The organism is Mycobacteriales bacterium (genome assembly GCA_035533475.1).
Lineage (GTDB): Bacteria > Actinomycetota > Actinomycetes > DATLTS01 > DATLTS01 > DATLTS01.
The window spans coordinates 76,164-100,665 of record DATLTS010000045.1 but is presented as its reverse complement, the minus strand read 5'-3'; the positions used below and the strand labels follow the sequence as shown (position 1 = coordinate 100,665).

The following is a 24,502-nucleotide window of genomic DNA, read 5'->3' as shown; positions in this document are numbered from 1 at the left end:
GTCAAAGTCACCGACGCGCAGATGGCGGCGGTCGGCCAGGTCCTCAAGCCCCACAGCTTCCACGGAGAGTGGAACTACTCGGTGCGCCCAGGAATCATATCTATGTAACTAACTCGCCTGGGTTATTTCCTGGCAAGCCCTAACGTCGCGGCATGGACGACGTGCGAGTGCGGCCACTGAGCGTCGATGACGTCCCGGCCGCCCAGGAGGTCTCCTACCACGCCCTGCGCGAGGCCGGCCGCCACTATGGCTGGGACATGCCCGAACTCGATGACGGCCTGCGCGATCGGGGCAGGCGCCGGCTCGCCCACTGCGTGGCCCACGATCCGGCCGGAGCGTTCGTCGCGGAGTGCGCAGGGGAGATCGTCGGGATCGGCCTGGCGACACGTCGCGGACCGTTGTGGTTCCTGTCCCTGCTTGCGGTGGCGACCCGCATGCAGAGCCGGGGAGTGGGGCGGCGCCTGCTCGAGGCGACGATGAGCACGTTCGGCGGGACCGGTGCGATCTGCGCCAGCGACGACCCCAAGGCCCTGCGGCGATACCGGGCAGCCGGGTTCGAGCTGCGGCCGACATTCACCGCGAAGGGAACGCTTGACCGGGCGCGAGCACCGGCGATCGACGATGTGCGATCTGGGTCGTACACGGACGACCGGGACTTCGTCGAAGCGATCGCCCGGTCCCGACGCGGAGCGCCGCACGGACCCGATCTGGAATTCATGGCGGCATCCGGACGGGGTCTGTTCATCACCGAAGATGCCCGCGGACGCGGGTACCTGGTGGCCTCCGAGTCAGGTCCGGTGGTGTTGGGCGCGACGACCGAGGACGCCGCGGCCCGGCTGCTGTGGACCGCGCTCGCCGAGACGACCGAGCCCGAGGTCGAGGTGCGCTGGATGTGCCAGCAGCAGCAGTGGGCCTTGGACGTCGTCCTCGAGGCGGGCCTGGCGATGCGCCCCGCGGGGACGCGCTGTGTCGCCGGACCGATCGGTCCGATGTCGCCCTATCTACCCAATGGCGGGCTGGGCTAGGTACGACGTACCTCGGCGGTTCAGGACGTGCGGGCGCCGGAGAGCCGGGCGTTGTCGATGACGATCGCCGCCGGCCCGTCGATCAGGCGAAGGGTGGCGAGGGCAGTCTCGCCGAATGCGTTCTTCGTCGCACTCGACAGCGCGAGTACGCCCATGACATGCCCCCCGTGTCCGCGCAGCGGCATTGACAGGAACGTGGACATGCGGGCGTCGTCCTCCGCCCCAAGATGTCCTTCGGCGTCAGCCAGCCGGACGTCCAGACTGCCGACCGAGATCTCGAGCTCGGCCGAGGCTGCGGCCGCCTCGGCGGCCGCGCTGAGGTTCTCCTCGTAGTGTCCGACCGAGCTGTCGCGGGCGACACCGACGTATGCGGCGCGCTCCTCGAGCAGGAGCACCGTCGCGATGTCGTACTCGACGAAGCGGGCCAGCACCTCGAGCAGGCCCGCGACGGTTTGCTCGAATCCGCGCGCCGTGGCAGCCAGCGCGGTGACCTCGGCGGCCACCGAAGTTTCGAACAGCTTGCGGTCGAGGAGGTCGCACACCCGAGTCAACACGTCGTCGTCGGACAACTCGAGCGGGTCGGGACGCAGCACGGGCCGTCCGCCGCGCGCGGTCTCGGCAGCGGCAATGACCTCGCTCACGGCTGCCGCCAGTTCGGGTGCTTCGAAGTCCTTGGTGAGATACCGGTCGGCGCCAGTCTGCACGGCCCAGTAGCGATCGCTGGCGGCATCCAGCGAGGTGAGCATGATCACCGGAATATCCGCGGTCTGCCAGTCGTCCTTGAGCAGACGGGCGGCGACGTACCCGGACACCCGGGGCATCTGGACGTCCAGCACGACGGCGTCGGGCTGGCTGCGGAATACCGCCTGCACCGCTTCGATCCCGTTCTCGACCGCCAGCACGTCATAGCCCTCACGGGTGAGCACGGAGGTCACGATCCGGCGCAATGTTGCGCTGTCGTCGGCGATGACTACGGAAGGCATTCGGGTCTCCTCACGGGCCGGATCAGCGGCCGAGCAACCGGCGGACGGTGTCGACGAGCTGGGCCTGGTCGAACTGGCCTTTGAGCAGGTAGGCGTCGGCGCCGGCTTCCAGACCGGCCCGCTGGTCGGCTTCGTCACCGCGCGACGTCATGATGATCACCGGCACCTGCTCCCAGCGCGGTGTGCGGCGGATGGTTCGGGTGAGCGCGAAGCCGTCCATGCCGGGCATCTCGATGTCGGACAGGACGAGGTCGACCGGGTCCTCACGCAACTGCGCCGCCCCTTCGAGCCCGTCGACGGCGGTGACCACCTCGTAGCCAGCTCCCTGGAGGATGACCCGCTCGAGCTCCCGGACTCCAACCGAATCCTCGACGACGAGGATACGCGCGGGCTTTATCGCCGGGGTATCGCCGGCCTCGCGCTCGACTGGCATCGAACTCCCCAGCCCGCCGGTACCGCCGGTGACCCGGTCGCCGAGCTCGCGCAGGTCGAGCAGGCAGACGACGCTTCCGTCGCTGTCGATCGTCGCCCCCGTCACCAACGGCAGCCGACCCAGGAAAGGTCCGAGGTCCTTGACTACCAGCTCGAGCTCGCCTTCGAGCCGGTCGACGGCCCAGGCCACGAGCCGTTCGCCGTGGCGAACGACGAGCGCGGCGGTCGGGGCACGCTCGCCGGCCACGTCTAGAGCCCGACCGAGGTCGAGCAGTGGCACCGACATGCCATGCCGCACGACGACGGCGGTACCGGCGACCTGGTGGATCTCGGCGTTACGCAAGCCGATCGACTCGGCCACGCCCGGAACCGGGATCGCGTAACGCTCGTCGCCCACCCGAGCGACGAGGCAGCGCAGCACGCCGAGGGTCACCGGAAGGGTGAGCACGAAAGAAGTGCCGCGGCCGGGCACGGTGTTCACCTCGACGCTGCCTCCCAGGTCCTCGACGGCGAGCCGCACCACGTCAAGCCCAACGCCGCGACCGGAGGTCTCGGTAACAACCCGGGAGGTGGACAGCGCCGGGGCGAACAGCAGCTGTAGCAGGGCGGGGCCGTTGACCGTCGAGTCGGCGGGTATCAGTCCGTGGCGTACCGCGGCGGCGCGCACCTCGTCCTCGTCGACGCCGGCGCCGTCGTCGCTGACTTCGAGCACCACCGTCCCTCCGGCGCTTCGGGCCGCGACGGTGACCGTCGCCTGGGTCCGCTTGCCGGCGGCGGCCCGCACCTCAGGTAGCTCGCAGCCGTGATCGACCGCATTGATGACGAGGTGCTTGAGCGCATCGGCGACGCCGTCGAGCACCTGCTTGTCGAGTTCGACCTCCTGCCCGGTCAGCACCAACCGGACATCCCGTCCGGTCGTTGCGGCAACGTCCCGGACCAGGCGCGGGAACGCGGCCACCACCCGGCGGACCGGCACCATCGCGAGGCTCATTGCCCCGTCGCGCACCTCCGCCAGCCGGCCATGCGCCTCGTCGACCAACTCCCGAAGATCGCCGGCCGCATTGCCGAGCGCGTCACCGGTCCCCACGAGCCGGTGCAGGGCCAACTCGGCGTCCTGCGGGAGCCCGGCGCCGGGAAGCGCCTCCCGGAGCGCCTTGACCCACCGAAGCTGCTCCTGAGCGAGCCCGACCAAAGCGCCGCTTGCCCGCTCCACCCGGCGCACATCGAGCTCCGCCTCGCCGACGACGTCGAGCAGGTCGTAGACCTTTCCGGCCGCGACCCGGACCGAATCCGTGGCCCGAGCCCGCACGCTCTCGTCATGCTCGTCATCCTCGGCCGAGTCCGGCTCGGCCGTGACGAGCGATGGGACCTGCGCCGGGTCGTCCCCGGCGATCGCGCCACGCAACGCGTCGGTCAGCGGAACGAGATCCGTCGCGGCCAGCGGCGCGACCGCACCCGGCATGGACCGCGCGATGCCGTCACAGGCGACGAGCAGCAGGTCGACCAGGTCCCGGCGAACCTCGAACCGGCCGTCTCGCAACGATCCGAGCAAATCCTCGGCCAGGTGGGCGACGTGCAGGACGCCGTCCAGGCCGAGCATCCGGGCCGAGCCCTTGACGGTATGTGCGTCCCGGAACAGTCCGGCGACCACCTGGCGCGGCGCGGGGTGGGCCTCGAGTTGCAGCAGGCCGGCGGACAGCGACGCCAGGCGTTCCTCGACCTCGGCGCGGAACGTCGCGACGAGCTCGGGATCGTCAGCCCAGCCAGCCATTGCTGCTCACCCTTACTTCGTCGGCCATGCTCAGGCGACCTTGAACCCGGTGAGCGACTCGCGCAGTTCCTCCGCCAGGGCGCGCAGCTGCCCAGCGGAGCTCAGGTAGCGCTGCGAACCCTCCTGGTAGCTCGCCGATGTGGTGCCGAGCTGAACCATCGCCGAGGCCACCCCGTCCGCAGCCACCTGCTGCTGCCGGGTGGCCAGCGCGATCTCCGCGGCCGCGGCGACGGTCCCGGCGGCCTCGGTGGCGACGTCGCGCAGGGCCAGGGCCACCAACGCCGCACGGTCGGCGCCGAACGCGACGTCGACCGCGCCGCCCTCCCCCATCCGGACCGTCCCGTCAGCCTCGCCGGCGACGGTCTCCAGGCTGCGGCGGGCCTCGGCGGTGACCTCACGCGAGCGCTCGGCCAGCCGACGGATCTCGGTCGCGACGAACCGGAAACCCCCGCCGTGCTCACCGGCCCGGGCCGCCTCGATCGCCGCGCCGAGCGCAAGCCGATTCGTTCGCACCGCGAGGGCGTCGATGCCGGCGAGGATGACCCCGATCTGCCGGGTGCGCTCGGCGAGGCTTCGCGCGCGGGCGGTGATGTCGTCGACCCGCACGGCGATCGCGTCCATCGCGACGCCAGCCTCCTGAATCGCGGAGGTCCCCGCGTCGACGTGCGCCATCGTGTCGCGCGCACAGTCGGCCACCCGCACCGCGGTTTCGGCGATGACGCTCGCCGTCCCGGCCAGCTGTTCCATGGTGCTCGCGGTCTCCCGGACCGCCTCGTGCTGGTGCTGCACCGCGTCGGCGTGCCCCTGGGCCGTCCGCAGCACCTCGCCCGAACTGGCGGCGAGCTGGCCGCCGACCCCGGCAAGCCGGCGGGTCAGCCGGCGCAAGGAGAGCAGCGTGTCGGCGAAGGCGACCGCGAGCCGGGCGGTCTCCGGCGGCGAATCGGGAGGCAACGACGGCACTCGGGTGAGGTCACCGGCGGAGACGGCATCGAGCAGGGAGATCAACTGGTCGATGTCGCGGGCGATGGCCGCGCGATGCGCGGCGGCGTCCCGCGCCGCCTGCCGGGCGCCCACGCAGAAGGCGCTCGAAGCCCAACCGGCGGTGGGAAACAACGGCATGACGATGAGGAGCATGCCGGCGCCGCCGAGCGCCGTATGCGATGCCCAGGCGGCCACGTACACGCCGCCTGACGCCAGCGCGCCCAGGCTCAACGCCGCCGGTGTCCCGACGGTGGCCCCGATCAGGAGCACGACCGGAACGAACAGCACCCAGTAGGGCCCCGTTATCCCACCGGTGCTCGCCACCACGCCGGTCAGACCCGCGAGGTGCAGGGCGAGCAGTCCGAGCATGACGGCCCATCCGGGACGCGAGCGGCGCGGGCCGGGCCGGGAGGCGGCAATGGCCAGCCCGAGGGCCGAGCTGGACGCGAGCAGCCCCCACCCGGCCAATCCAGCCAGGCTCAGCGGGCCGCTCGCGTGCAAGCGGACCATGACCGTGGCCGCGACGGTGCCGAGCAACAGGCAGCCGAGCGTGACGAGCTCACCGATCCGGAGCAGCCGGGCCCGGTACTCGGCGGTCGGGCTCGGCTCGGCCCGCGGCCGCGCGGCGGGGACCGCGGGCTGGGGGGGCGCAGATCCGGGAGCGGCTTCCCGTGCGAGCGACCTGGGGACCGGAAGGGAAGGGCGGGGCGGCCGGCCCGGCGCCCCGCGGGGAGCGGGGATGGCGATGCGAGCTCCGCGCGTGCGCATCTGCCACCTTCCGGCCCCGGGCTGGTGCTCCGATCGGTCCAGTTAGATGTCGGCGATCGGCCGCGCCGACTTCACCGAACGGGCCGACCGGGGTCAGGCGACTTTGAATTGGGCGATCGAGGCACGCAACTCGGCCGCGAGGACGTTGAGCTGGGCGGCGGCGGCCGCGGCCTGCTTGGATCCCACCGCGTACTGCCGGGAAACGTCCGAGACCTGGGTCATGGCCGCAACGACCTGGTCCGAAGCCGAGCGCTGCTGCTGGGTGGCGATCGAGATCTCCTTCGCCGCGGTCGTCGTCTCGTCGACCATGCCGGAGATCCGCTCGAGCGCGTCCACGACGCCCCGCGCCAGGGTCGACCCGTTGCGGACCTCCTTGGCGCCTTCTTCGCTGGCGATGATCGTCGCGTTGGTCTCGGTCTGGATCTCGCTGACGATCGCCTGGATCTGACCGGTCGACTCCTGCGCCCGTTCCGCGAGCTTTCGCACCTCGGACGCGACAACGGCGAAGCCGCGCCCGTGCTCGCCGGCCCGCGCGGCTTCGATCGCCGCATTCAGTGCGAGCAGGTTCGTCTGGTCGGCCAGGTCGTCGATGACCTCCAGGATCCGGCCGATCTCCTGGCTCTTCTCGCCGAGGCTGAGGGCCCGCGAGGCGATCGAGTCGACCCGGTTCGCGATCGTGTCCATCGCGTCCACACTGGCCGAGACCGCGGTGCGCCCCTCCTCCGCATGCCGGAGGGTCTCCGCCGCGTAGCGCGCGACGGCCTCCGCCGTCTCGGCGATCTGCGCCGCGGTGGCGGCCAGTTCCTCGATGGTGGAGGTGGTCTCCGACACGGCGGAGGACTGCTGGGTGGCCGAAGCGGCGTGCTCCTCGGCGGTGGCCAGCAACTCGCCGGCCGCCGCGCCGATCTGCTCGCCACCGGAGCGGATCTGACCGACGAGGGATCGCAGGTTCGACAGCGTGTGGGCGAAGGAGCGGGACAAGGTGGAGACCGCTTCGTCCGACGACGCGGTCGCGGGCTGTTCGTCGAGGCTGACCGCGAGGTCTCCTTCGGCGGCCCGGGCCAGGGCGGCGGACAGGTCCTCGACCCGCGCCTGGAGCGCATCGCGCTCATCCCGGGCGAAGCGCCGCATGGTCCAGACGGAGCCGGCGAGCGTGCCGTTGAACCAGGCGATCATCGGAAACAGCGGCACGATCAGGACGAGCCACCCGGCGTCGGCGAGGGCCAGGGTGTGTGCTGCCGCGGATCCGACGAGCAAGCCGATCGACCCGAGCGCACCGAAGACCATGCTCTGCCACTGACGCATGCTCACGGCCGCGAAGAGCACGACCGGGATGTAGAGGATCCAGAACGGGCCACGGACCCCTCCCGCTACCGCGAGGGTGCCGGTAACGAAGATCATGTCGGTGGAGAGCAGGACGACCCGGTAGCTGGTGATCTTGTCGCGGACATGCGAGCTCACCGAGTGCAGCGCAGGCAGCACGCTGAGCGCGATCGCGTTGATCAGACCGAGCCCGTTCCAGATCAGGAAGGGCTGAAGGTGCACGCGGATGAGGCCACCGGATTCGCGCGACAGCAGGAAACCGGCGGCCGTTGCCAACGCCAGGCTGCCCCAGGTCGCGACGGCCGCCACCCGGGTCAGCCGCTTGGAGAAGTCCACCTGTCCTCCCGAACGCCGCGTGTTCCTGTCGAAGGCATCGGGCGCCGGGCAGCCCGGCTGTAGCCCAGTCGGCTCAACCGCGTCGCACCCGGGGCAGGGAGTCGCGCAGCCGGAACACTGCGGCGACGTTCAGGACCGCGATGGGGCCCTGCGCGTCGAGGACCTGACCCGCGATCAGTGCGGCTGCCGTGTCGGTCAGCGTCACCGGGGGCGGATCGAGGTCCCCAGGCACCGTGATCACCCCGTCGACCCCATCGGTCAGCAGGCCTAGCGTGATCCCCTCGTGGCTGGCCACCACCAACCGCGAGCCGCCGAACGCGGACCCGGACTCGTTGCCGAGCAGCCGGCGCAGATCGAGCACCGCGAGGATCCGGCCGCGCCAGTTCGCCACCCCGGCCGACCAGCTCGGGACGCCCGGTACCCGGGTCAGGACCGGGGGCCGGCCGACCTCGGCCACCGCCGACATGGCCAGCGCGTAGCGCCCGCCCCCGATCCGCAGGACGACGGCCGCGTGCTCGGCGTCGGTCTCCGGGTCGAACGCGACGTCCGCGCTTTCGGTCACGGTTGCCTTGTCGGCAGCGCTGGCCGCCCGGTGAAGCCGGCGGGCTCAGCAGCGCATGTCGGCTGGCTCGAGTGGGCGATTGTGCTGATCTTCCACGCGGCGACTGGGCGGATTGCCCCGGGCAGACCGCCCACTCGCCGGGATCAGGGACCCGGCGGGGGGTTCACCTGAGCTGGGGCGGCGATCCGGACCCGGTCCGGCCGGCGGATCGGGCGGCCGCCCCAGAGAATCGGCAGCAGCGCGCCGACGGCGCCGCCGAGCATGAACCCCCACGCGACTCCGAGCAGGTTGCCGTCGCCGACGGGGTAGGCGAGGACGAGGCTTCCGCCGGGACCGTGGACCATGCCCCAGACCAGGACGAGGAACCAGCCGAGCGCCGGGGCGAACGCCCCGAGCCGGCTACCGGTGCTCAGCGAGGCCAGCCGTCCGGCCAGCAGGTTGCCGACCAGCGCGATCGCGATCGAGATGCCGGTCAGGCCGCTCGGCACGAGGAACGCCCCGATCAGCCCGAGCAACACGCCGAGCCCGAACCCGACGGCGACACCGGCCCCCCGGAACAGGATCGATCCGCCCCCGTGATCCGCCGGCGCGGCAACCTGCTCCCCGGGCTGCACCCCGCCGAGCCTACGTCTGGACGGTGACCGCCTCGTCCCGCAGGTCGATGACCTCGGTGACCACCTTCGGTTCGGCGGCGTGGGCGGCCTCGAGGACGGCGGTGATCTCCGGCCCGATCAACTCGTCCCGGTCGAGCAGGGCGTCCCGGAGCGCCTCGAGAAGATGGCGGTTCTCCACCAGCCGGGCGCGGATCAGCTGCTTCTGCTCCTGGAGCAGGGCCTCGACCCGGCTCCGGCCGTCGGGGTCGCCCAGCACCCGGCCGACGATGTTCGTGTCGGAGAAGGCACTGTTCTGGACTGCGGCGTAGCTGACGAGCGTGCCGACCATCCCGGACGAGCCGATCATCTCGGCGGCCAGGTTCGTGGCGTAGAGCAGGTCGCCGCCCGGCCCGGTCGACACGTCACCGAAGAAGATCTCCTCGGCGCACTGCCCGGCCAGCGCGATCTGGATGAGGGCCAGCAACTCCTTGCTCGATCGGGTGAAGACCTCCTCACGGTCCCCGTGGGCCAGCAGCCCGAGCGCCGAACGCCGCTTGATGATCGTGAGCACCTCGAGCCGACGGTCGGGCGCCACCAGGTGCGCGGCCGTCGCGTGTCCCGACTCGTGGGTGGCGATCAGGCGCTTCTCGTGCGCCGTGTACCCGACCGGCTGCCCCATGCCCACCTCTTCGGTGAGCCGAGCCCGCTCGACGTCCTTCCAGGACATCGCGGGCTCCTGCCGGCGCACGGCATTGATCAGAGCCTCGTCGAAAAGGTGCTCGATCATGACCGGGCTGTAGCCCTGGGTGACTGCGGCCAGGGCGTCCCTGCGGTCGTCGTCGTCCAGTTCGGGGGTGTGCGCCTTGGTGGCGAGGAAGTGCTCGATGAGCTCCCGGCGTCCCTTCTTGTCCGGCAACTCGAAGGTGAGCCGACGATCGAAACGACCGGGCCGCAGCAGAGCCGGGTCGAGCTTGTCGGCGCGGTTGGTCGCGGCGATGAGCAGGATGTTGGTCGCCGGCGGGACCGGCTTCGGGATCTGCCGCTGCGCGGGGAGCAGCAGGTTCAGCCCATCTACGACCTTGCCCCACGCTTTCTGCCCGCCGCTCGGCTCGTCGAAGGACTGCATCTGCACGAGCAGTTCGTTGACTACGCCGCCGACCCCCTCGCTGATCGCGTTGTGGTTCTGCACCAGGGCCGGGGCGCTCTCGCCCGCGCAGCTCGTCGCGAGCATCCGGGCGATATCCGGGCCCGGGGCCATCGCCAGGCCGCTGCGCGTCCCACCGATGGCGTCGATCTCCTCGATGAAGCCGATCGCCCCCCCTTCGGCCCGGGCAGCCTTGCGAAGCTCCTTGAAGTAGGAGCGGATCTTCCGGGCGGTCGCCCCGTAGAACATCGACTGGAACGACGTGGCCGACACGAACAGGAAGGGCACCCCAGCTTCGGCGGCCATCGCTTTCGCCGTGAAGGTTTTGCCCGTACCCGGCGCGCCTTCGAACAGCAACCCCCGGCGAGGGCGACCCCCCATCTGGTCCCTGAACACCCGGTGCGCGAGGAAGAGGTTGAGCGAACGGACCACTTCCTCCTTCACCTGGTCGATGCCCTTGACGTCGTCGAGCCGGACGTCGATCTGCTCCGGCCGGTAGGTGATGTGCGGCGATCGACCCGAACCCAGGTACTGCCCGACCACCGCGAGGATCAACAGCAGGAAGAACAGAACCGGCGCCATGACCAGCCAGTCGATGTGCGGCAACTGGAAGACGTTGAACGGTCGGTGGTCCGCAAGCCGGTACCAGAAGTAGGCGCCCGGGATCGCGAGGAACGCGGCGAGCTTCCACAGCCGGCGCCGGCGCTGGCGTTCGCGGGTCACTCCGACGTCGGTGCCGGCGCCGGCAAAGACGGCCGACCCGGTCGCGAACGGCAGGATCGTCGTCGGAGAAGCTTCGCCCACGGAGTGCTCCCCAAAGAAAGTTGCTGGCCGGGCTCAAGTTGCCGGCCGGCCGGGCCGATATCGGGTGTGCGATCGGTGCTGCGCGCTCAGTCTTGCCCATACCGACCGTTTTGACTACGCAGGGTGACCATCTTCACCCGAATGGGCCATCGAGCGGGCCCGTCAGACGCAGACCAGCCCGCCGAACAGGTCGGTCTCCCAGCCCTGGTCGCCAGCCCCCGGCCCGCGCTCCCCTCGGATCAGCCGGAAGTACTCCTGGCCGAGCGCGGCCTGCCCGAGATTGTCCGACAGCGCGAAGAACGGGGCGTCGACGCTGATCTGGCTGCGGTGTGCCCGCATCGCGGCAAGCTTCGCCTCGAGATGGTCCCGCGCGTCCACCATGGTGGTCACCAGCTCGTCCGGCACGCCGAACGGCAGGTCCTCGGCGCGCTCGACCGCGGCGAACCACGAGGTGTCCCCGGCCGCACGGAGCGCGTCGATGCCCCTCTGGAGCACCGACCGGGGAAGCACCGCGTAGTAGAGCTTGCCGATCCCCCAGGGCCCGCCCGCGCCCGGATAACGGTCGCCTTCGGCGGCGGCGGCCAACGCCGCCACGGCCACGTCGTGAGCCCGGATGTGATCCGGGTGCCCGTAGCCGCCGTTCTCGTCATAGGTGACGAGCACCTGTGGTCGCACCTCGCGGATCACGGCCACCAACTCCCCCGTCGCCTCCGCCAGGTCGGCCCGCCAGAAGGCACCCGGCCGTTCGTTGCTCGGGGTTCCCATCATCCCGCTGTCCCGCCAGCGACGGGGCCCGCCCAGGAAGCGCTGGTCCGTGACGCCGAGTTCGCGGCAGGCCCCCGCCAACTCCTCGATCCGGAGCTCGCCGAGCCGGTCCTCCTGCTCGACCGACAGGTGGGCGAGATCGGGAACTACGATCTCGCCCTCTTCGCCTAGGGTGCAGGTCACCAACGTCACGTGCGCGCCCTCGGCGGCATATTTCGCCATCGTCGCGCCGGTCCCGATGGTCTCGTCGTCGGGATGGGCGTGGACGAGGAGCAGCCTCCGGTCGCTGGTCATATCCGAACCCTACGACCGGCCCTGATCCCCCTCCGCCGTGAGCAGGCCCCGCAGCAACGGCACGAGAGGCAGGTCGCCGGGGAGCCAGGGAACCTCGTTCAAGGTAGCGGAGGTCAGCCAGCGCAGCCGATCATGATCGTGAGGCACCGGCTGCCCGGCCACGATCCGGGCGACCCACACCCGAAGGGTGCCCGGCCGGCCCGCGACCGTGACCGTAAGGTCCGGTCCCAGCCGGTTACCGAGAGTGACCTCGATGCCGAGCTCCTCACGGCACTCCCGGCGGAGCGCCGCACGGTCGGACTCCCCAGGTTCCACCTTTCCGCCTGGCAGTTCCCAGCGCCCGGCGAGCTGGGCCGGGTGGGTCCGTCGGGCGGCGAGCACCCGCGGCGGGGGATCGCGCAGGATCGCTGCCGCCACGATCGTCGGGTCGTCCACGAGACGGCAGGTTCGCACGTCTGGCCGGGCGGCGCGCACAATCTGGCCGGGCAGCGCGCACAATGCGGGTCATGCCAGACCATCTGAGCGCGGAGCGGGTGACCACCGAGCTGGCCGGTCTCGACGGTTGGACCGGCGACACCACCCGGATCCGGCGCAGCGTCGACGCGGGATCCCGGTCGGCCGAGATCATCGAGGCGGTGGCGGTCACCGCGGCGGAGCTCAACCACCACCCGGTCGTCGCGAGCGAGGCCGGGACGGTGACCTTCGAGGTGTGGACGCACTCGGCGGGAGCGGTGACCGGGTTGGACATCGAGCTGGCCCGACGAATCGACGCGGTCCTTCACGGGCTGCTCGACCTCAACCGGTGAATCGGAACTCCACCACGTCGCCGTCCTGCATCACGTAGTCCTTGCCTTCGATGCGCGCCCGGCCGGCCGCGCGCGCCGCGGGCAACGATCCGGCCGCCAAGAGGTCCTCGAAGGACACCACCTCCGCCTTGACGAAACCCTTCTGGAAGTCGGTGTGGATGACCCCCGCGGCTTCCGGCGCCGTCGCCCCGCTGCGGATCGTCCAGGCCCGGGCTTCCTTGGGCCCGGCGGTGAGGAACGTCTGGAGACCGAGCGCCTCGAAACCCACCGCGGCCAGCCGGTTGAGCCCGGGCTCGTCCTGACCGGCCTCGCGGAGCAGTTCCGCCGCCTCGTCGTCGGGTAGCTCGACAAGTTCCGATTCGAGCTTGGCGCACAGCAGGACCGCCGGCGCCGGGGCCACCGAGGCGGCGAGCTTCGCCGCCAACTCGCGGTCGCCGAGATCGGTGTCATCGACGTTGAACACGTAGATGAACGGCTTGTCGGTCAGCAGGTGCAGGTCGGCCAGCGCCGCACGGTCGAGGTCCGGCTCGCCGGCGATCGGCCGGCCGGCGTCGAGGACAGCCCGCGCGGCCTGCACGGTGGCCAGCCGCGCCTGCATCTCCGGCCGCATCCGGGACTCCCGCTCGAGCCGGGCGAGTCGGGAGTCGACGGTGTCGAGGTCGGCGAGTACGAGCTCGGTGTTGACCGTGCCGATGTCGGACTCCGGGGAGACCCGACCGTCGACGTGGGCGACGTCGGGATCGGCGAATACCCGGACCACCTCGCAAATCGCGTCCGCTTCGCGGATGTTGGCGAGGAAACGGTTACCCAGCCCCTGCCCCTCGCTGGCCCCACGGACCAGGCCGGCAATATCGACGAAGCTGACGGTCGCCGGAACGATCCGGGCGCTGTCATAGAGGGCCGCGAGGCGTTGCAGCCGGGGGTCCGGAACCGGGACCACGCCGACGTTGGGCTCGATGGTGGCGAAGGGGTAGTTGGCGGCGAGCACGGCCGCCCGGGTGAGGGCGTTGAACAGGGTGGATTTCCCGACGTTGGGCAACCCGACGATCCCGATGGCCAGACTCACTCCGGCATTGTCCCGGCGTGTGCTCCCCGAAACTGTCGGGCCCCCCTGCCACGATCGGCCCATGACCGCATCACTGGTTCTGGCCGCCCTCCTCCTGGGCCTCGCCGTCGGCGCCGCCGCGGTGGCGCTCGCTCACCGTGGCCGACTTGCCCGGCTCACCGCCGAGGCGGGGCAAGCCGCCACCGAGCTCGCCCGGGCGCAGACCCGACTCGCCACCGCGGAGGAATCCGCGACCGAGCGGCGCGCGCTATTGGATCAAGCTCAGGTGGAGCTGGCCGACCGGTTCCGCGCGCTCTCCGCCGAGGCCCTCGACCGTGGCGCAACCCGGTTCCTGGAACTCGCCGACGCCCGGCTTCGCGAGGCGGGCGCCAAGGCGACCGGCGAGCTCGACCAGCGTCGGGCGGCCGTCGAGTCCCTCGTCAACCCGCTCCGCGAGACGCTCGCGAAGGTCGAGGTGCAGTTACGTGATCTCGAGCAGGCCCGACTGACCGCGTACACGGCATTGAGTGAACAAGTCAATTTCGTCCGAACGACTTCCGAGCAGCTCCGTCACGAGACCGGAGCTCTGGTCACCGCCCTACGGGCGCCCCAGGCGCGCGGGCGTTGGGGCGAGATGCAGCTGCGCCGGGTCGTCGAGGTGGCCGGAATGGTGGAGCACTGCGACTTCGAGGAGCAGGCCACGGTCCTGACCGACGACGGCGCGATCCGGCCAGACCTGGTGGTGCGCCTGGCTGGCGGGAAGAACGTCGTCGTCGATTCCAAGGTGTCCCTCGCGGCCTACCTGGAGGCCGCCGAAGCCACCGACGAGGCGGTCCGCGCAACTCGGATGACCGCGCACGCCAGGCACCTCAGGACCCACGTGGACGCGCTGGCGACCAAGGCGTACTGGACGGCGCTGCACCCGACGCCCGAGTTCGTCATCTGCTTCATCCCCGGCGAGGCGTTCCTCGCGCCGGCGCTCGAGCAGGAGCCGGGCCTGCTGGAGTACGCGATGAGTCGCAAGGTCGTCATCGCCACCCCGACGACGCTGATCGCCATGCTGCGCACGATCGGCTACGCCTGGCAGCAGGCCGCGCTGACCGACAACGCCCGCGAGGTATTCGAGTTGGGAAAGGAGCTCTACGTCCGGCTCGGCACCCTGGGTGGCCACGTCGACAAGCTCGGCCGCTCGCTGGCCCGGGCGGTCGGGGACTACAACTCGACGGTCGGGTCGCTCGAGCGGAACGTGCTGAGTCAGGCCCGCAAGTTCAGCACGCTCAAGGTGACCGAGGGCGAGCTCGAGCGGCCGCGGACCATCGAGGAGACACCGCGCCCGCTCGGGAGCCCGGAACTGCTCGCAGCCGCGGAAGCGGCCACCGTGGTGCGTCTCGCGCCCAGCCCGGACGACCTCGACGAGGCCGAAATCGCCCAGGTCGCCCTGGCCCGGCCGGCTCTCGACCAAGCTTCGGCTCAGCTCCGGCACGGCTGAGCCGGCCCTGAGCCGCCCCTGGGACCCCCTGAGACAATGGCCCGGTGAGCACCCCACTGTCCGCGCGGCTCGCTGACCGGCGCGGCCTGACCGGCGCCGGGGCGGTGGTCCTCGCCATCGGCCTGACCCTGTTCGGGGCGGTGATCGATGCCGGCACCGGCCCGACCAGCCAGGCCAGCCTGCGGACGCTGTTCACGTTCTGTTTCGTGGTCGGCTGCCTGCTGGCGGTGCTGCTGGTGCGCCGCGACCAGGTCGGCCCGGTGCTCGTGGCGATCCCGCTCGCCTACGGAGCAGGCTGCCTGTTCAGCGGCGCGATCCACGCCTCGCGGGCTCAGGACTCGGTCCTGAAATCGGGGCTGATCGACGGCGTGACCTCGCTCGCCACCCGGGCCCCGAGCCTGCTCATAGTCCTGCTGATCGCCTTACTGCTCGCCACCGTCCGGATCAGATCCGGCCGGGGCTCGCTCCGCCGCCCTAGCCAGCCTGGACTCCCGCGGCCTTGAGATCGCGACGGAGCTCGGGGGGCAGCGCGAACTCCAACCGCTCCCGAGCCGATTCGATCTCCTCGACCTCGGTGAAGCCGAGGCCGGCCAGCAGCCGGAGGACCTCCCCGACCAGCTCGTCGGGCACCGAGGCCCCGCTCGTCAACCCGACGGTGCGCGCCCCGTCCAACCAGTTCGGCTCGATGTCCACGGCGCCGTCGACGAGGTAGGCAGCCCGGGCGCCGGCGTCGCGAGCCACCTCCACCAGGCGCACCGAATTCGACGAGTTCGGCGATCCCACGACGATCACCACGTCGGATTCGGCGGCGATCCGCTTCACCGCGACCTGCCGGTTCTGCGTGGCGTAGCAGATGTCGTCGCTCGGCGGGTCGAGCAGGTTCGGAAATCGTCGTCGCAACGCCGCGACAGTGGCGTTCGTCTCGTCCACGGACAGCGTTGTCTGGGACAGCCAGGCCACCTTCTCCGGGTCGCGCACCCGGACCCGTGCCGCCTCGGCCGGCCCGTCGACCAGGTGCACGTGCTCGGGGGCCTCCCCGGTCGTCCCGACAACCTCCTCGTGCCCCGAATGCCCGATCAGCAGGATGTCGTAGTCCTCCGCCGCGAACCGCCGGGCCTCGACGTGCACCTTGGTCACCAAAGGGCAGGTGGCGTCGATGGTCCGCAGCTCGCGCCGCGCGGCCTCCCGGTGCACCTCCGGCGCGACACCGTGGGCGGAGAAGACCACGAGCGCCCCCGGCGGAACCTGGTCGGTCTCCTCCACGAAGACGGCGCCGCGGGCCTCGAGGGTTCGCACGACGTGCGCGTTGTGCACGATCTGCCTTCGGACGTACACCGGCGGACCGTGCAGTTCGAGAGCGAGCTCCACCGTCTGGACGGCCCGCTCGACCCCCGCGCAATAGCCCCGCGGCTTGGCGAGCAGGACCCGTTTGCCGGTGCGGTCCGGGGGTGGCGTCATTGCTCGATGCTACGTGCCCACAATCGCGCCGATCCCCATCGTGGATCCGGGGCTCGGCACCTAAGCTGCGCAGGATGGCGCTCGAGTCCTCCGCGGAAGCCCCGCTTCCCGTCCGCACCGTGGCCCTCGCGCTCACCCGGTGGGTGGCCCGACTCGGCCGGGTCTGGGTCGAGGGCCAGGTCACGGACCTGTCCCGCCGGCCGGGGGCCGGGACGGCCTTCCTCACCCTGCGTGACCCGGTGGCCGACGTGTCGCTGCGGGTGACCTGCCCACGGGGGCGCCTCGACGAACTCGACCCCCCGCTGTCCGATGGCGCCCGGGTCGTCATCTGGGCCAAGCCTGAGGTCTACCCGGCCCGTGGCACGCTCGCGCTCCTCGCTTACGACATCCGCCCGGTCGGCATCGGAGAGCTGCTCGCCCGGCTCGAACGGTTGAAGAGGATCCTCGCGGCGGAGGGCTTGTTCACGGCCGAACGCAAGCGGCCGCTGCCCTTCCTGCCGGGCACGATCGGGCTGATCACCGGCCGCGGCGGAGCGGCGGAGCACGACGTCGTCGAGAACGCGCGCCGGCGTTGGCCGGCGGTCCGGTTCCGGGTCGAGAACGTGGCCGTGCAAGGGCCGCACGCGGTAGGCGAGATGGTCGGTGCCCTGCGAATCCTCGACCGGGACCCGGCGGTCGATGTCATCGTTCTCGCCCGTGGCGGCGGCTCCGTCGAAGACCTGCTGGCGTTTTCCGACGAGACGCTGTGCCGGGCGGTCGCCGACTGCCGGACGCCCGTGGTGAGCGCGGTCGGGCACGAAGCCGACACCCCGCTCGTCGATCTCGTCGCCGACCGTCGGGCGTCCACCCCCACCGACGCCGGAAAGCTGCTCGTCCCGGACGTAGCCGAGGAGAACCACCGGCTACAGGCCCTGCGCGACCGCGGCCGGCGGGCGCTCGGCACCCGGCTCGAGCGGGAGGCCCAACGGGTCCACGCACTGCGGGAGCGACCGGTGCTCGCCCGGCCGGGGGAACTCCTCGACCGCTGGGCCGAGCAGATAGCGGCGCTCGTCGATCGGTCCCGGCGCTGCGCTGCCGGCGCGGTCGAGGCAGCCGGCGCCGACGTCGCGCAGGCCCGCATCCGGGTCACCGCGCTGTCCCCGGCCGCCACGCTGGCCCGTGGCTACGCGATCGTGCAGACAGTGGCAGGCGACGTGGTCCGGGATGCGGGCGAGGTCGCCCTCGGCGATCCGCTGCGGGCCCGACTCGCCAACGGCGGACTCGACCTGGTCGTCACCGGCGCGGGTCCCTGATCCGGGCGGTGGACGAAGAAGGGCGGCCGGCCGCTCCGCCCCGTACGCTGCCGATGCCCGGCCCAGCGCTGCCGATGCCCGGCCCAGCGACGAGAGGAACGCCGTGACCGAGGCCGCCACCCCGAGCTACGAGCAGGCCCGGGCCGAGCTCGAATCGGTCGTCCGCACGCTGGAGTCCGGTGGCTGCACGCTCGAAGAGGCCCTGAGCCTGTGGGAGCGCGGCGAGGAGTTGGCCGGCATCTGCCAGGCGTGGCTCGATGGCGCCCGGGCCCGGCTCGATGCGGCCCTCCGGCCCCCCGCCTCGAGCTGAACTCAGCCGAGCGCCGCGGCCATCGTCTCCAGGTCGGTCAGCCCGGTTGAGCCGTACACGAGGATCGTGACGCCAGCGGCGGTGCGGGTCAGCGCCAGCTCTGCGCGGGTGTCGCGCAGTTCCCGCCAGCCGGTCCCGGCGACCAGCACGGAGTCGCGAACGGTGACCGCCCCCGGGCCCAGCTCGCCGGTGAGGAAAGCGGCCGACCCGGCCGAGCCGGTGACGGCCGCCTCCTCGAGGGCGACGTAGCCCGCGCCGGGGGTGGTGAAGCCGATGTGCAGGTGCACCGGCGTGGGCCCGCCGCCGGTCACCCGGACACTCGTGGCGGTCCAGCCCCCGGGGGGGCGGGCCGGCGCCGGCATGGCCACCCCGGCGAGGCGGCTCGCGACCCGGACCTCGGTGTCGTAGCTCACCGGCGGCGGCCCGGCGTGCCGGCCGGGGAAGAGCAACACCCGGCCCGCGCCAGCGAGCAGCACGACGACGGTGAAGGCCAGAACCAACCCGAGCGAGCGGCCCATGTCCGCGATCGTCTCGAAGCCGCGCCGGCCCCGGGCCGGCTCCCCGCCAGCGCTCACCGGGCGCCGATCTGCCGGCAGATCGCGTCGATCTCGTCGAGCACCCGCGTGCATTCCTCGGCGGTGGAGAAGAAGTGCGGCGCGATCCGCAACCCGCCGCCCGGACGATAGTCGACGACCACGTCGCGCCGGATCAGCTCGTCATGCACCCGCACCCCCTCCGGGATGTCGAGGGTGACGTGCCCACCACGCTGCGCAGGGTCGCTCGGCGAGCCGACGAGGTAGCCCCGGGAGCGGGCGTCCTCGAGCAGTGGCTGGGTGAGGCTTACCGATCTGGCCCGGATCGCCGCAACCCCGATTTCGACGATGGCCCGGTAGCCCGGCTCGGCGGCGTAGGCCGCCGGGACGTTCGGCGTGCCGCCGGCGAATCGCCCGACGCCCGGGGCGTAGCGGATCTCGTCCAACTCGAAGGCGAAGGGCTCGGCGTGCGAGATCCAACCGACCGCGGCCGGGCGCAGGGTCTCCGCGAGTGCGGGCCGTACGTAGAGCCAGCCGTTTCCCGGCCCGCCACACAGGAATTTCACCGAGCCGCCGACGCAGAAATCGACATCGAGGTCGACGACGTCGATCGGAACCGCCCCGACGCCCTGGTAGGCGTCGAGGAGGACCAGGGCGCCGACTGCGTGCGCCCTGTCGATGATGGGCCGCGGGTCGATGAGGGTCGAGCTGCGAAAGGTCACGAGCGAGATCGCGACCAGAGCGGTGTGCTCGTCGACCGCCGCGCAGACCCGATCGACGTCGATGTGAATGCCATCCGACGCCGCGGTCACCACTACCGGCCGAGCGCCGAACCGGCGGTACTCCTGCCAGAGATAGTGGCTGCCCGGCCAGTCGAGGTCGGTCGACACCACGGCGTTGCGGGAACCGGTGAAGTCGATCGCGCTCGCAACACTCACCAGGACGTCGGCGACATTCGCGCGGAGAATGGTGCTCCCCGCCGGGGCGCCGATCGTCCGACCGACGAGGTCGGCCACCCGCGCCATGTTCGGGAACCAGGAGTTCCAGGCGAGCACGCCGTTCTCGTCCCAGAGCCGGGCGAACTCGGCGAGCCGGCCCGGGGTGTCCCGGTGCATCGCGCCGAGGGAGTTGTTGATCAGGTACGTCTTGCGCCCCAGAATCGGGTAATCGCAACGTCGTGCCAGCAGTTCCGGGTGCACCTGCCGGGACGCCGGGGTCTCGCCGGTCAGCGGGGCGTGCCGATCCGCGAGATGAGCTCGAGCACCTCGTCGGCGAGCCGCCCGGCGGCTGCCTCGGACTCCTGGATGGCCACCTCATGCCCGGCCTCGCCGACCACGGTGGTGAGCACGAGCACCAGGGTGTCGCCGAGCGGCTGCTGCTCCGGGCGCAGGAGGTAGGCGTTGCGGGCCGTCCAATCCCGGTATCGGCGGCGCGCTACCAGCTCGAATCCGGGCGGCCCGCCGCCGGCGAGGAAGAGCCGGGCCAGGTCGCGCTCCGCCCAACAGCCGGCGAGGTAGCCCCGCGAGCCGGCGATGAACAGGGCGATCGGGTCGGTTTCGCCAGCCAGCCGGGCACGCCGAACCTCCGCCGCCGCTCGACCCTCCTGCCGGGACTGGTAGTCCTCGAACAGCGCCAGGTAGAGGTCCGCCTTCCCGCCGAAGTGGTGGTAGAGGCTTCCGACGCTCGCGCCCGCCCGGGCCACGACATCGGCCACGTTGGCCTCGGTGAATCCGGCGCCGGTGAAGACCTGCTGCGCCGCGCCGAGCAGGGCGGCCCGGGTTGCGACGGCCCGCCCCCCACCGCGCACCGGGCTCGGCGCGGCCACTGCCTCGGTGTCGCTCACCCGACCACTCTCGCATCCGAGGAGGCGGCCGCCCACTCCCGACGACGCTACGATGCCCGGCGACGACCGCAGAGGGGTGCCCGCCGATGACCGACGACACCACCGACCCGGACGAGGCTGCCGTCCGGCGCGAAGAACCGGACCGAAACCTCGCCCTCGAACTGGTCCGGGTAACGGAGGCGGCGGCGATGGCCGCCGGGCGCTGGGTCGGCCGGGGCGACAAGATCGGGGTCGACCGGGTCGCGGTCAACGCGATGCGCCAACTCATCCACACCGTGTCGATGCGGGGCGTGGTGGTCATCGGCGAGGGCGAGAAGGATGAAGCGCCGATGCTCTACAACGGCGAGTCCGTCGGCGACGGGACGGGTCCGGAATGCGACGTAGCCGTGGACCCGATCGACGGCACCCGGCTCGCGGCCATGGGAATGAGCAACGCGGTCTCGGTGATGGCGGTCGCCGAGCGGGGCACGATGTACGACCCGTCGGCGGTGTTCTACATGGAGAAGCTGGTCACCGGTCCGGATGCCGCTGCCGGCGTGGACATCGAGGCGCCGGTCGCCGACAACATCGCGGCGATCGCCAAGTCCAAGGACTCCGCCGCCGAGGACGTCACCGTCGTCATCCTCGACCGCCCGAGGCATGCCGACCTGGTCAGTGAGGTACGGGCGACCGGGGCGCGGATCAAGTTCATCACCGACGGCGACGTGGCCGGGGCGATCATGGCGTGCCGGGAGGGCACCGGGATCGACCTGCTGCTCGGCATCGGTGGCACCCCGGAGGGGATCATCACCGCCTGTGCCGTCAAGTGCCTCGGGGGTGTCATCCAAGGCAGGCTCTGGCCGCGCGACGACGACGAGCGCCGGCGTGCCCTCGACGCCGGACACGACCTCGACCGGGTACTGCTCACCGACGACCTGGTCGCCAGCGACAACGTCTTCTTCGTCGCCACCGGCGTCACGGACGGCGAACTGCTCCGGGGTGTCCGCTACCGGGCCGGGGGCGCAACGACGCACTCCCTGGTCATGCGGTCGAAGAGCGGAACCATCCGCAGCATCGAGAGTCAACATCAGCTCACCAAGTTGCGCTCCTACGCGGCGATCGACTTCGACCGGGCCGGCTGAGGAGAGCCGCGATTCCTCGGCTACCGGTCAGCCGCGATGGCGGCGAGGGATAATTCGCGCAGGGTCCCATCGGGCGGCGGGAAGGCACGAGAATGGCCGGCGAAGAGTTCCGCGTCGAGGCGGACTCGATGGGCGAGGTCCGCGTGCCGGTCGCCGCGAAGTGGCGGGCCCAGACCCAACGCGCGGTCGAGAACTTCCCGGTGTCCGGGCTGACCGTCGACCGAGCCCTGATCTCGGCCCTGGGCGCGATCAAAGGCGCGGCTGCCCTGGTCAACGCCGAGTTGGGGGTGTTGCCGGACGACGTCGCGAAGGCGATCGCCGACTCGGCTGCCGAGGTCAACTCGGGACGCTGGGACGACCAGTTCCCGATCGACGTCTACCAGACCGGGTCCGGCACGTCGACGAACATGAACGCCAACGAGGTGATCGCCACTCTCGCCACCGAACGGCTCGGCGCACCGGTGCATCCCAACGACGCGGTCAACGCCTCCCAGTCGTCCAACGACACGTTCCCATCCGCCATCCATATCGCCGCCGTGCAAATGGTCGTGCGTGACCTTCAGCCGGCACTGGCGCATCTCGCTACGGCCCTCGAACGCAAGGCAGCGGAGTTCGTCGACGTCGTGAAGTCCGGGCGAACGCATCTCATGGACGCAACCCCGGTCACCCTCGGCCAGGAGTTCGGCGGCTACGCGTCCGCCATCCGGCTGGGGATCGAGCGACTCGACGCAGCCCTACCCCGGCTCGGCGAGCTTCCGCTCGGCGGGACCGCGGTCGGCACCGGGATCAACACGCCGCCGGGATTCGCGGCGAAGGTCATCGCCCGGCTGACCGACACGCTGTCGCTGCCCTTGTCCGAAGCCCGCGACCACTTCGAGGCGCAGGGGGCCCGGGACGCGCTCGTCGAGGCGTCCGGAGTGCTGCGGGTGGTCGCAGTGAGCCTGTACAAGATCGCGAATGACCTGCGTTGGATGGCCAGCGGCCCGCGGGCGGGTCTCGCCGAGATCCATCTGCCTGATCTGCAACCCGGCTCGTCGATCATGCCGGGCAAGGTCAATCCGGTCATCCCGGAGGCGGTCTGCCAGGTGGTGGCGCAGGTCTTCGGCAACGACGCGGCGGTCAGCTTCGGCGGCGCGGCCGGCAACCTAGAGCTCAACGTCATGTTGCCGGTGATCGCTCGCAATCTGCTCGAGTCGATCCGGCTACTCGCGAACATCTCGCGGCTCTTCGCCGACCTTTGCATCGACGGCATCGTCGCGGATGCCGAGCGGTGCCGGTTCTTCGCCGAGTCCTCCCCCTCGATCGTCACCCCGCTGAACCGCTACATCGGCTACGAGGAGGCGGCGAAGGTGGCTAAACAGGCCCTCGCCGAGCAGAAGACGATCCGCGCGGTCGTCATCGAACGTGGCCACGTCCGCGCCGGCCGACTCACCGAGGCCCAGCTCGACGAGGCGCTGGACGTCCTGGCCATGACCCGTCGGCCGGAGAACGGCTGAGTTCAGGCCGGGTTCGTTTCGAGCTCTCCCGGAATGCCGGCATCTCGGTCAGCTTCGGGCTACCGACCTCGAACGGTCGGCTCGACTCACCGCACCGGCCTGGCATCGGCCTCGTGCAGCCGACGAGCCATCCCGACCAGCAGCTTCGTCGTCACCGCCGGCTGATCGGCGAGCAGGGTGAAGAACTGCCGCTGGGCAAGCACGAGGACCCGACCCGGGCTCACCATGGTGACGGTCGCGTTGCGCGGACCGGGCTCGAGCAGGGACAACTCACCGAAGAAGTCTCCCGGGCCAAGCATGGCGAGTGTCGCCGAGCCGCGGGTGACTTCGGCCTTGCCTTCGGCGAGAACGTAGAACTCGGCGCCTCGGGAGCCCTCCCGAACCAGCTCTTCGCCGGCGGCCACGACGATCTCGTCGGCCAGCCGCGCGACCTGCTCGAGCTCGCGGATCGAACAGGCCCGGAACATCGGCACCGCCCGTAACCGCTCGACGTAGGTGTGCCTGCTGATGCGCGCCATCCCCGGCCCCCTCGCCATTGCCCCAGTACGGGTCGACACCCCCCGTTTCCCGGCGTACTAGTAGTAGCCGTACCAATCCGAATGCGCAAGGGCGGTGCAGGGGGTGCCGTAGGTGCCGGCGATGTAACCGAGGCCCCACTGGATCTGGGTCAGCGGGTCGGTGCGCCAATCCGGCCCGGCGGTGGCCATCTTCCAGGCCGGCAACGCCTGCGGGATCCCGTAGGCGCCGGAACCGTAGTTGACGGCATCGAACCGCCATCCGCTCTCCCGGCTCCACAGTTCGTCCAGACACGTCCATTGCCCGGAGTACCAACCCCGGCCCGCGACCAGGGTCTCCGCCAGAATGCGCGGATCCAGGGCGGTCCGGACGCTCGTCCGGCTGGCCCGATGGACGCCCCGGAACGGGAGCCGTTGGGCCGGGTGAAGGGGCGGGACGCCCAGTCGCCATGCCACGCTGACCCGCCGGGCGACGGTCGCTACCGGGGCCGCGGTCGCGGCGAACGCCAGAGTGGGGACGGCAGCGGCAACGACCATCGCGGCGGCGCCCCCGAGAGCGAACGCAGCAGACATCCCCCGGGCGTGTGTCCGGCTTCTCATGAGTCCTTCCTCGATCGGCGGCGCGGGAAAGTCCGCGACGTCGGGTATCCGCAGCCATCTGCGGGACCGCCGGTATCGGCGGGGCGACGGGCGACCGCTTGTCGCCCGGGCGGCTCATGCCGCTCGAGTTGTTCAGCTGTGCTAACTCCAGCAAGCATCCCCGGGATTCGCAATTTCATGCGTGAGGAAGCTCACATTCCGCCGGGCAAAGCG

The 24,502-nt window shown here is 71.2% G+C and carries 24 protein-coding genes; 8 read left to right on the top strand and 16 right to left on the bottom strand.

Annotated features, from left to right (window positions below; all coding sequences use genetic code 11):
• Nucleotides 1-152 precede the first annotated feature (152 nt).
• Nucleotides 153-1,025 (top strand): GNAT family N-acetyltransferase, encoded by an 873-nt coding sequence (locus VNG13_11030; protein HVA61051.1) that lies wholly within the window; start codon nucleotides 153-155, stop codon nucleotides 1,023-1,025.
• 20 nt (nucleotides 1,026-1,045) lie between these two features.
• Here VNG13_11030 and VNG13_11025 read toward each other — a convergent pair whose 3' ends face one another.
• The 9 genes from VNG13_11025 to VNG13_10985 form a co-directional block, all read right to left on the bottom strand.
• Entirely contained in the window at nucleotides 1,046-2,008 is a 963-nt protein-coding gene (locus tag VNG13_11025) for a response regulator (protein HVA61050.1), read from the bottom strand.
• 22 nt (nucleotides 2,009-2,030) lie between these two features.
• Nucleotides 2,031-4,211: a response regulator gene (locus tag VNG13_11020; protein ID HVA61049.1), complete on the bottom strand. Its 2,181-nt coding sequence runs from the start codon at nucleotides 4,209-4,211 to the stop codon at nucleotides 2,031-2,033.
• Between the two features lie 30 nt (nucleotides 4,212-4,241).
• A complete protein-coding gene (locus tag VNG13_11015; protein ID HVA61048.1) occupies nucleotides 4,242-5,960 on the bottom strand; it encodes a methyl-accepting chemotaxis protein in 1,719 nt (572 codons plus the stop codon).
• A gap of 93 nt (nucleotides 5,961-6,053) precedes the next feature.
• A complete protein-coding gene (locus VNG13_11010) occupies nucleotides 6,054-7,619 on the bottom strand; it encodes a methyl-accepting chemotaxis protein (GenBank protein HVA61047.1) in 1,566 nt (521 codons plus the stop codon).
• A gap of 73 nt (nucleotides 7,620-7,692) precedes the next feature.
• The gene (locus tag VNG13_11005; GenBank protein ID HVA61046.1) at nucleotides 7,693-8,181 is read right to left on the bottom strand and encodes a chemotaxis protein CheW; all 489 of its coding nucleotides are present in this window, start codon (nucleotides 8,179-8,181) and stop codon (nucleotides 7,693-7,695) included.
• A 143-nt stretch (nucleotides 8,182-8,324) separates the two neighbouring features.
• Entirely contained in the window at nucleotides 8,325-8,795 is a 471-nt protein-coding gene (locus VNG13_11000) for a hypothetical protein (GenBank protein HVA61045.1), read from the bottom strand.
• 10 nt (nucleotides 8,796-8,805) lie between these two features.
• On the bottom strand, nucleotides 8,806-10,722 hold the full coding sequence (locus VNG13_10995; protein HVA61044.1) for an AAA family ATPase: 1,917 nt from the start codon (nucleotides 10,720-10,722) through the stop codon (nucleotides 8,806-8,808).
• A gap of 162 nt (nucleotides 10,723-10,884) precedes the next feature.
• Nucleotides 10,885-11,781, bottom strand: coding sequence for an N-acetyl-1-D-myo-inositol-2-amino-2-deoxy-alpha-D-glucopyranoside deacetylase (gene mshB, locus VNG13_10990; protein HVA61043.1), 897 nt, complete (start codon nucleotides 11,779-11,781; stop codon nucleotides 10,885-10,887).
• A 9-nt stretch (nucleotides 11,782-11,790) separates the two neighbouring features.
• The gene (locus VNG13_10985) at nucleotides 11,791-12,216 is read right to left on the bottom strand and encodes a (deoxy)nucleoside triphosphate pyrophosphohydrolase (protein HVA61042.1); all 426 of its coding nucleotides are present in this window, start codon (nucleotides 12,214-12,216) and stop codon (nucleotides 11,791-11,793) included.
• A gap of 71 nt (nucleotides 12,217-12,287) precedes the next feature.
• On the opposite strand from VNG13_10985, the gene VNG13_10980 reads away from it, so the two are divergent.
• A complete protein-coding gene (locus tag VNG13_10980) occupies nucleotides 12,288-12,587 on the top strand; it encodes a 4a-hydroxytetrahydrobiopterin dehydratase (GenBank protein ID HVA61041.1) in 300 nt (99 codons plus the stop codon).
• On the opposite strand, the gene ychF is transcribed toward VNG13_10980, so the two are convergent.
• Entirely contained in the window at nucleotides 12,577-13,653 is a 1,077-nt protein-coding gene (ychF, locus tag VNG13_10975) for a redox-regulated ATPase YchF (GenBank protein HVA61040.1), read from the bottom strand. The genes VNG13_10980 and ychF overlap by 11 nt on opposite strands.
• 61 nt (nucleotides 13,654-13,714) lie before the next feature.
• Between ychF and rmuC the strand changes: the two genes are divergently transcribed.
• Nucleotides 13,715-15,121, top strand: coding sequence for a DNA recombination protein RmuC (gene rmuC / locus VNG13_10970; GenBank protein HVA61039.1), 1,407 nt, complete (start codon nucleotides 13,715-13,717; stop codon nucleotides 15,119-15,121).
• A 44-nt stretch (nucleotides 15,122-15,165) separates the two neighbouring features.
• Nucleotides 15,166-15,624, top strand: coding sequence for a DUF6542 domain-containing protein (locus VNG13_10965; GenBank protein ID HVA61038.1), 459 nt, complete (start codon nucleotides 15,166-15,168; stop codon nucleotides 15,622-15,624).
• On the opposite strand, the gene VNG13_10960 is transcribed toward VNG13_10965, so the two are convergent.
• Nucleotides 15,596-16,579, bottom strand: a complete 984-nt coding sequence (locus VNG13_10960) for a 4-hydroxy-3-methylbut-2-enyl diphosphate reductase (GenBank protein ID HVA61037.1) — start codon at nucleotides 16,577-16,579, stop codon at nucleotides 15,596-15,598. The two genes, VNG13_10965 and VNG13_10960, sit on opposite strands and share 29 nt — an antisense overlap.
• Nucleotides 16,580-16,653: 74 nt before the next feature.
• Between VNG13_10960 and xseA the strand changes: the two genes are divergently transcribed.
• Nucleotides 16,654-17,871, top strand: a complete 1,218-nt coding sequence (gene xseA, locus VNG13_10955; protein ID HVA61036.1) for an exodeoxyribonuclease VII large subunit — start codon at nucleotides 16,654-16,656, stop codon at nucleotides 17,869-17,871.
• A gap of 103 nt (nucleotides 17,872-17,974) precedes the next feature.
• Nucleotides 17,975-18,181 (top strand): exodeoxyribonuclease VII small subunit, encoded by a 207-nt coding sequence (locus tag VNG13_10950; GenBank protein ID HVA61035.1) that lies wholly within the window; start codon nucleotides 17,975-17,977, stop codon nucleotides 18,179-18,181.
• Between the two features lie 2 nt (nucleotides 18,182-18,183).
• Here the strand turns inward: VNG13_10950 and VNG13_10945 are convergent, their stop codons facing one another.
• From VNG13_10945 to VNG13_10935, 3 genes are read right to left on the bottom strand one after another with little or no spacing between them, the layout of a single operon-like run.
• Nucleotides 18,184-18,756: a DUF4245 family protein gene (locus tag VNG13_10945; GenBank protein HVA61034.1), complete on the bottom strand. Its 573-nt coding sequence runs from the start codon at nucleotides 18,754-18,756 to the stop codon at nucleotides 18,184-18,186.
• The gene (locus tag VNG13_10940) at nucleotides 18,753-19,913 is read right to left on the bottom strand and encodes an aminotransferase class V-fold PLP-dependent enzyme (GenBank protein HVA61033.1); all 1,161 of its coding nucleotides are present in this window, start codon (nucleotides 19,911-19,913) and stop codon (nucleotides 18,753-18,755) included. The genes VNG13_10945 and VNG13_10940 overlap by 4 nt, the downstream gene beginning before the upstream one ends.
• A 26-nt stretch (nucleotides 19,914-19,939) precedes the next feature.
• Nucleotides 19,940-20,557 (bottom strand): TetR/AcrR family transcriptional regulator, encoded by a 618-nt coding sequence (locus tag VNG13_10935; protein ID HVA61032.1) that lies wholly within the window; start codon nucleotides 20,555-20,557, stop codon nucleotides 19,940-19,942.
• A gap of 86 nt (nucleotides 20,558-20,643) precedes the next feature.
• On the opposite strand from VNG13_10935, the gene glpX reads away from it, so the two are divergent.
• Nucleotides 20,644-21,678 carry a class II fructose-bisphosphatase gene (gene glpX, locus VNG13_10930; GenBank protein ID HVA61031.1) on the top strand — a complete coding sequence of 345 codons (1,035 nt, stop codon included), beginning with the start codon at nucleotides 20,644-20,646 and terminating at the stop codon, nucleotides 21,676-21,678.
• 92 nt (nucleotides 21,679-21,770) lie between these two features.
• Nucleotides 21,771-23,174, top strand: a complete 1,404-nt coding sequence (locus VNG13_10925) for a class II fumarate hydratase (GenBank protein HVA61030.1) — start codon at nucleotides 21,771-21,773, stop codon at nucleotides 23,172-23,174.
• A gap of 86 nt (nucleotides 23,175-23,260) precedes the next feature.
• Here VNG13_10925 and VNG13_10920 read toward each other — a convergent pair whose 3' ends face one another.
• Together VNG13_10920 and VNG13_10915 are read right to left on the bottom strand one after the other, a co-directional pair.
• Nucleotides 23,261-23,692: a cyclic nucleotide-binding domain-containing protein gene (locus VNG13_10920; GenBank protein ID HVA61029.1), complete on the bottom strand. Its 432-nt coding sequence runs from the start codon at nucleotides 23,690-23,692 to the stop codon at nucleotides 23,261-23,263.
• Between the two features lie 57 nt (nucleotides 23,693-23,749).
• A complete protein-coding gene (locus VNG13_10915; protein HVA61028.1) occupies nucleotides 23,750-24,289 on the bottom strand; it encodes a hypothetical protein in 540 nt (179 codons plus the stop codon).
• Between the last annotated feature and the right edge of the window lie 213 nt (nucleotides 24,290-24,502).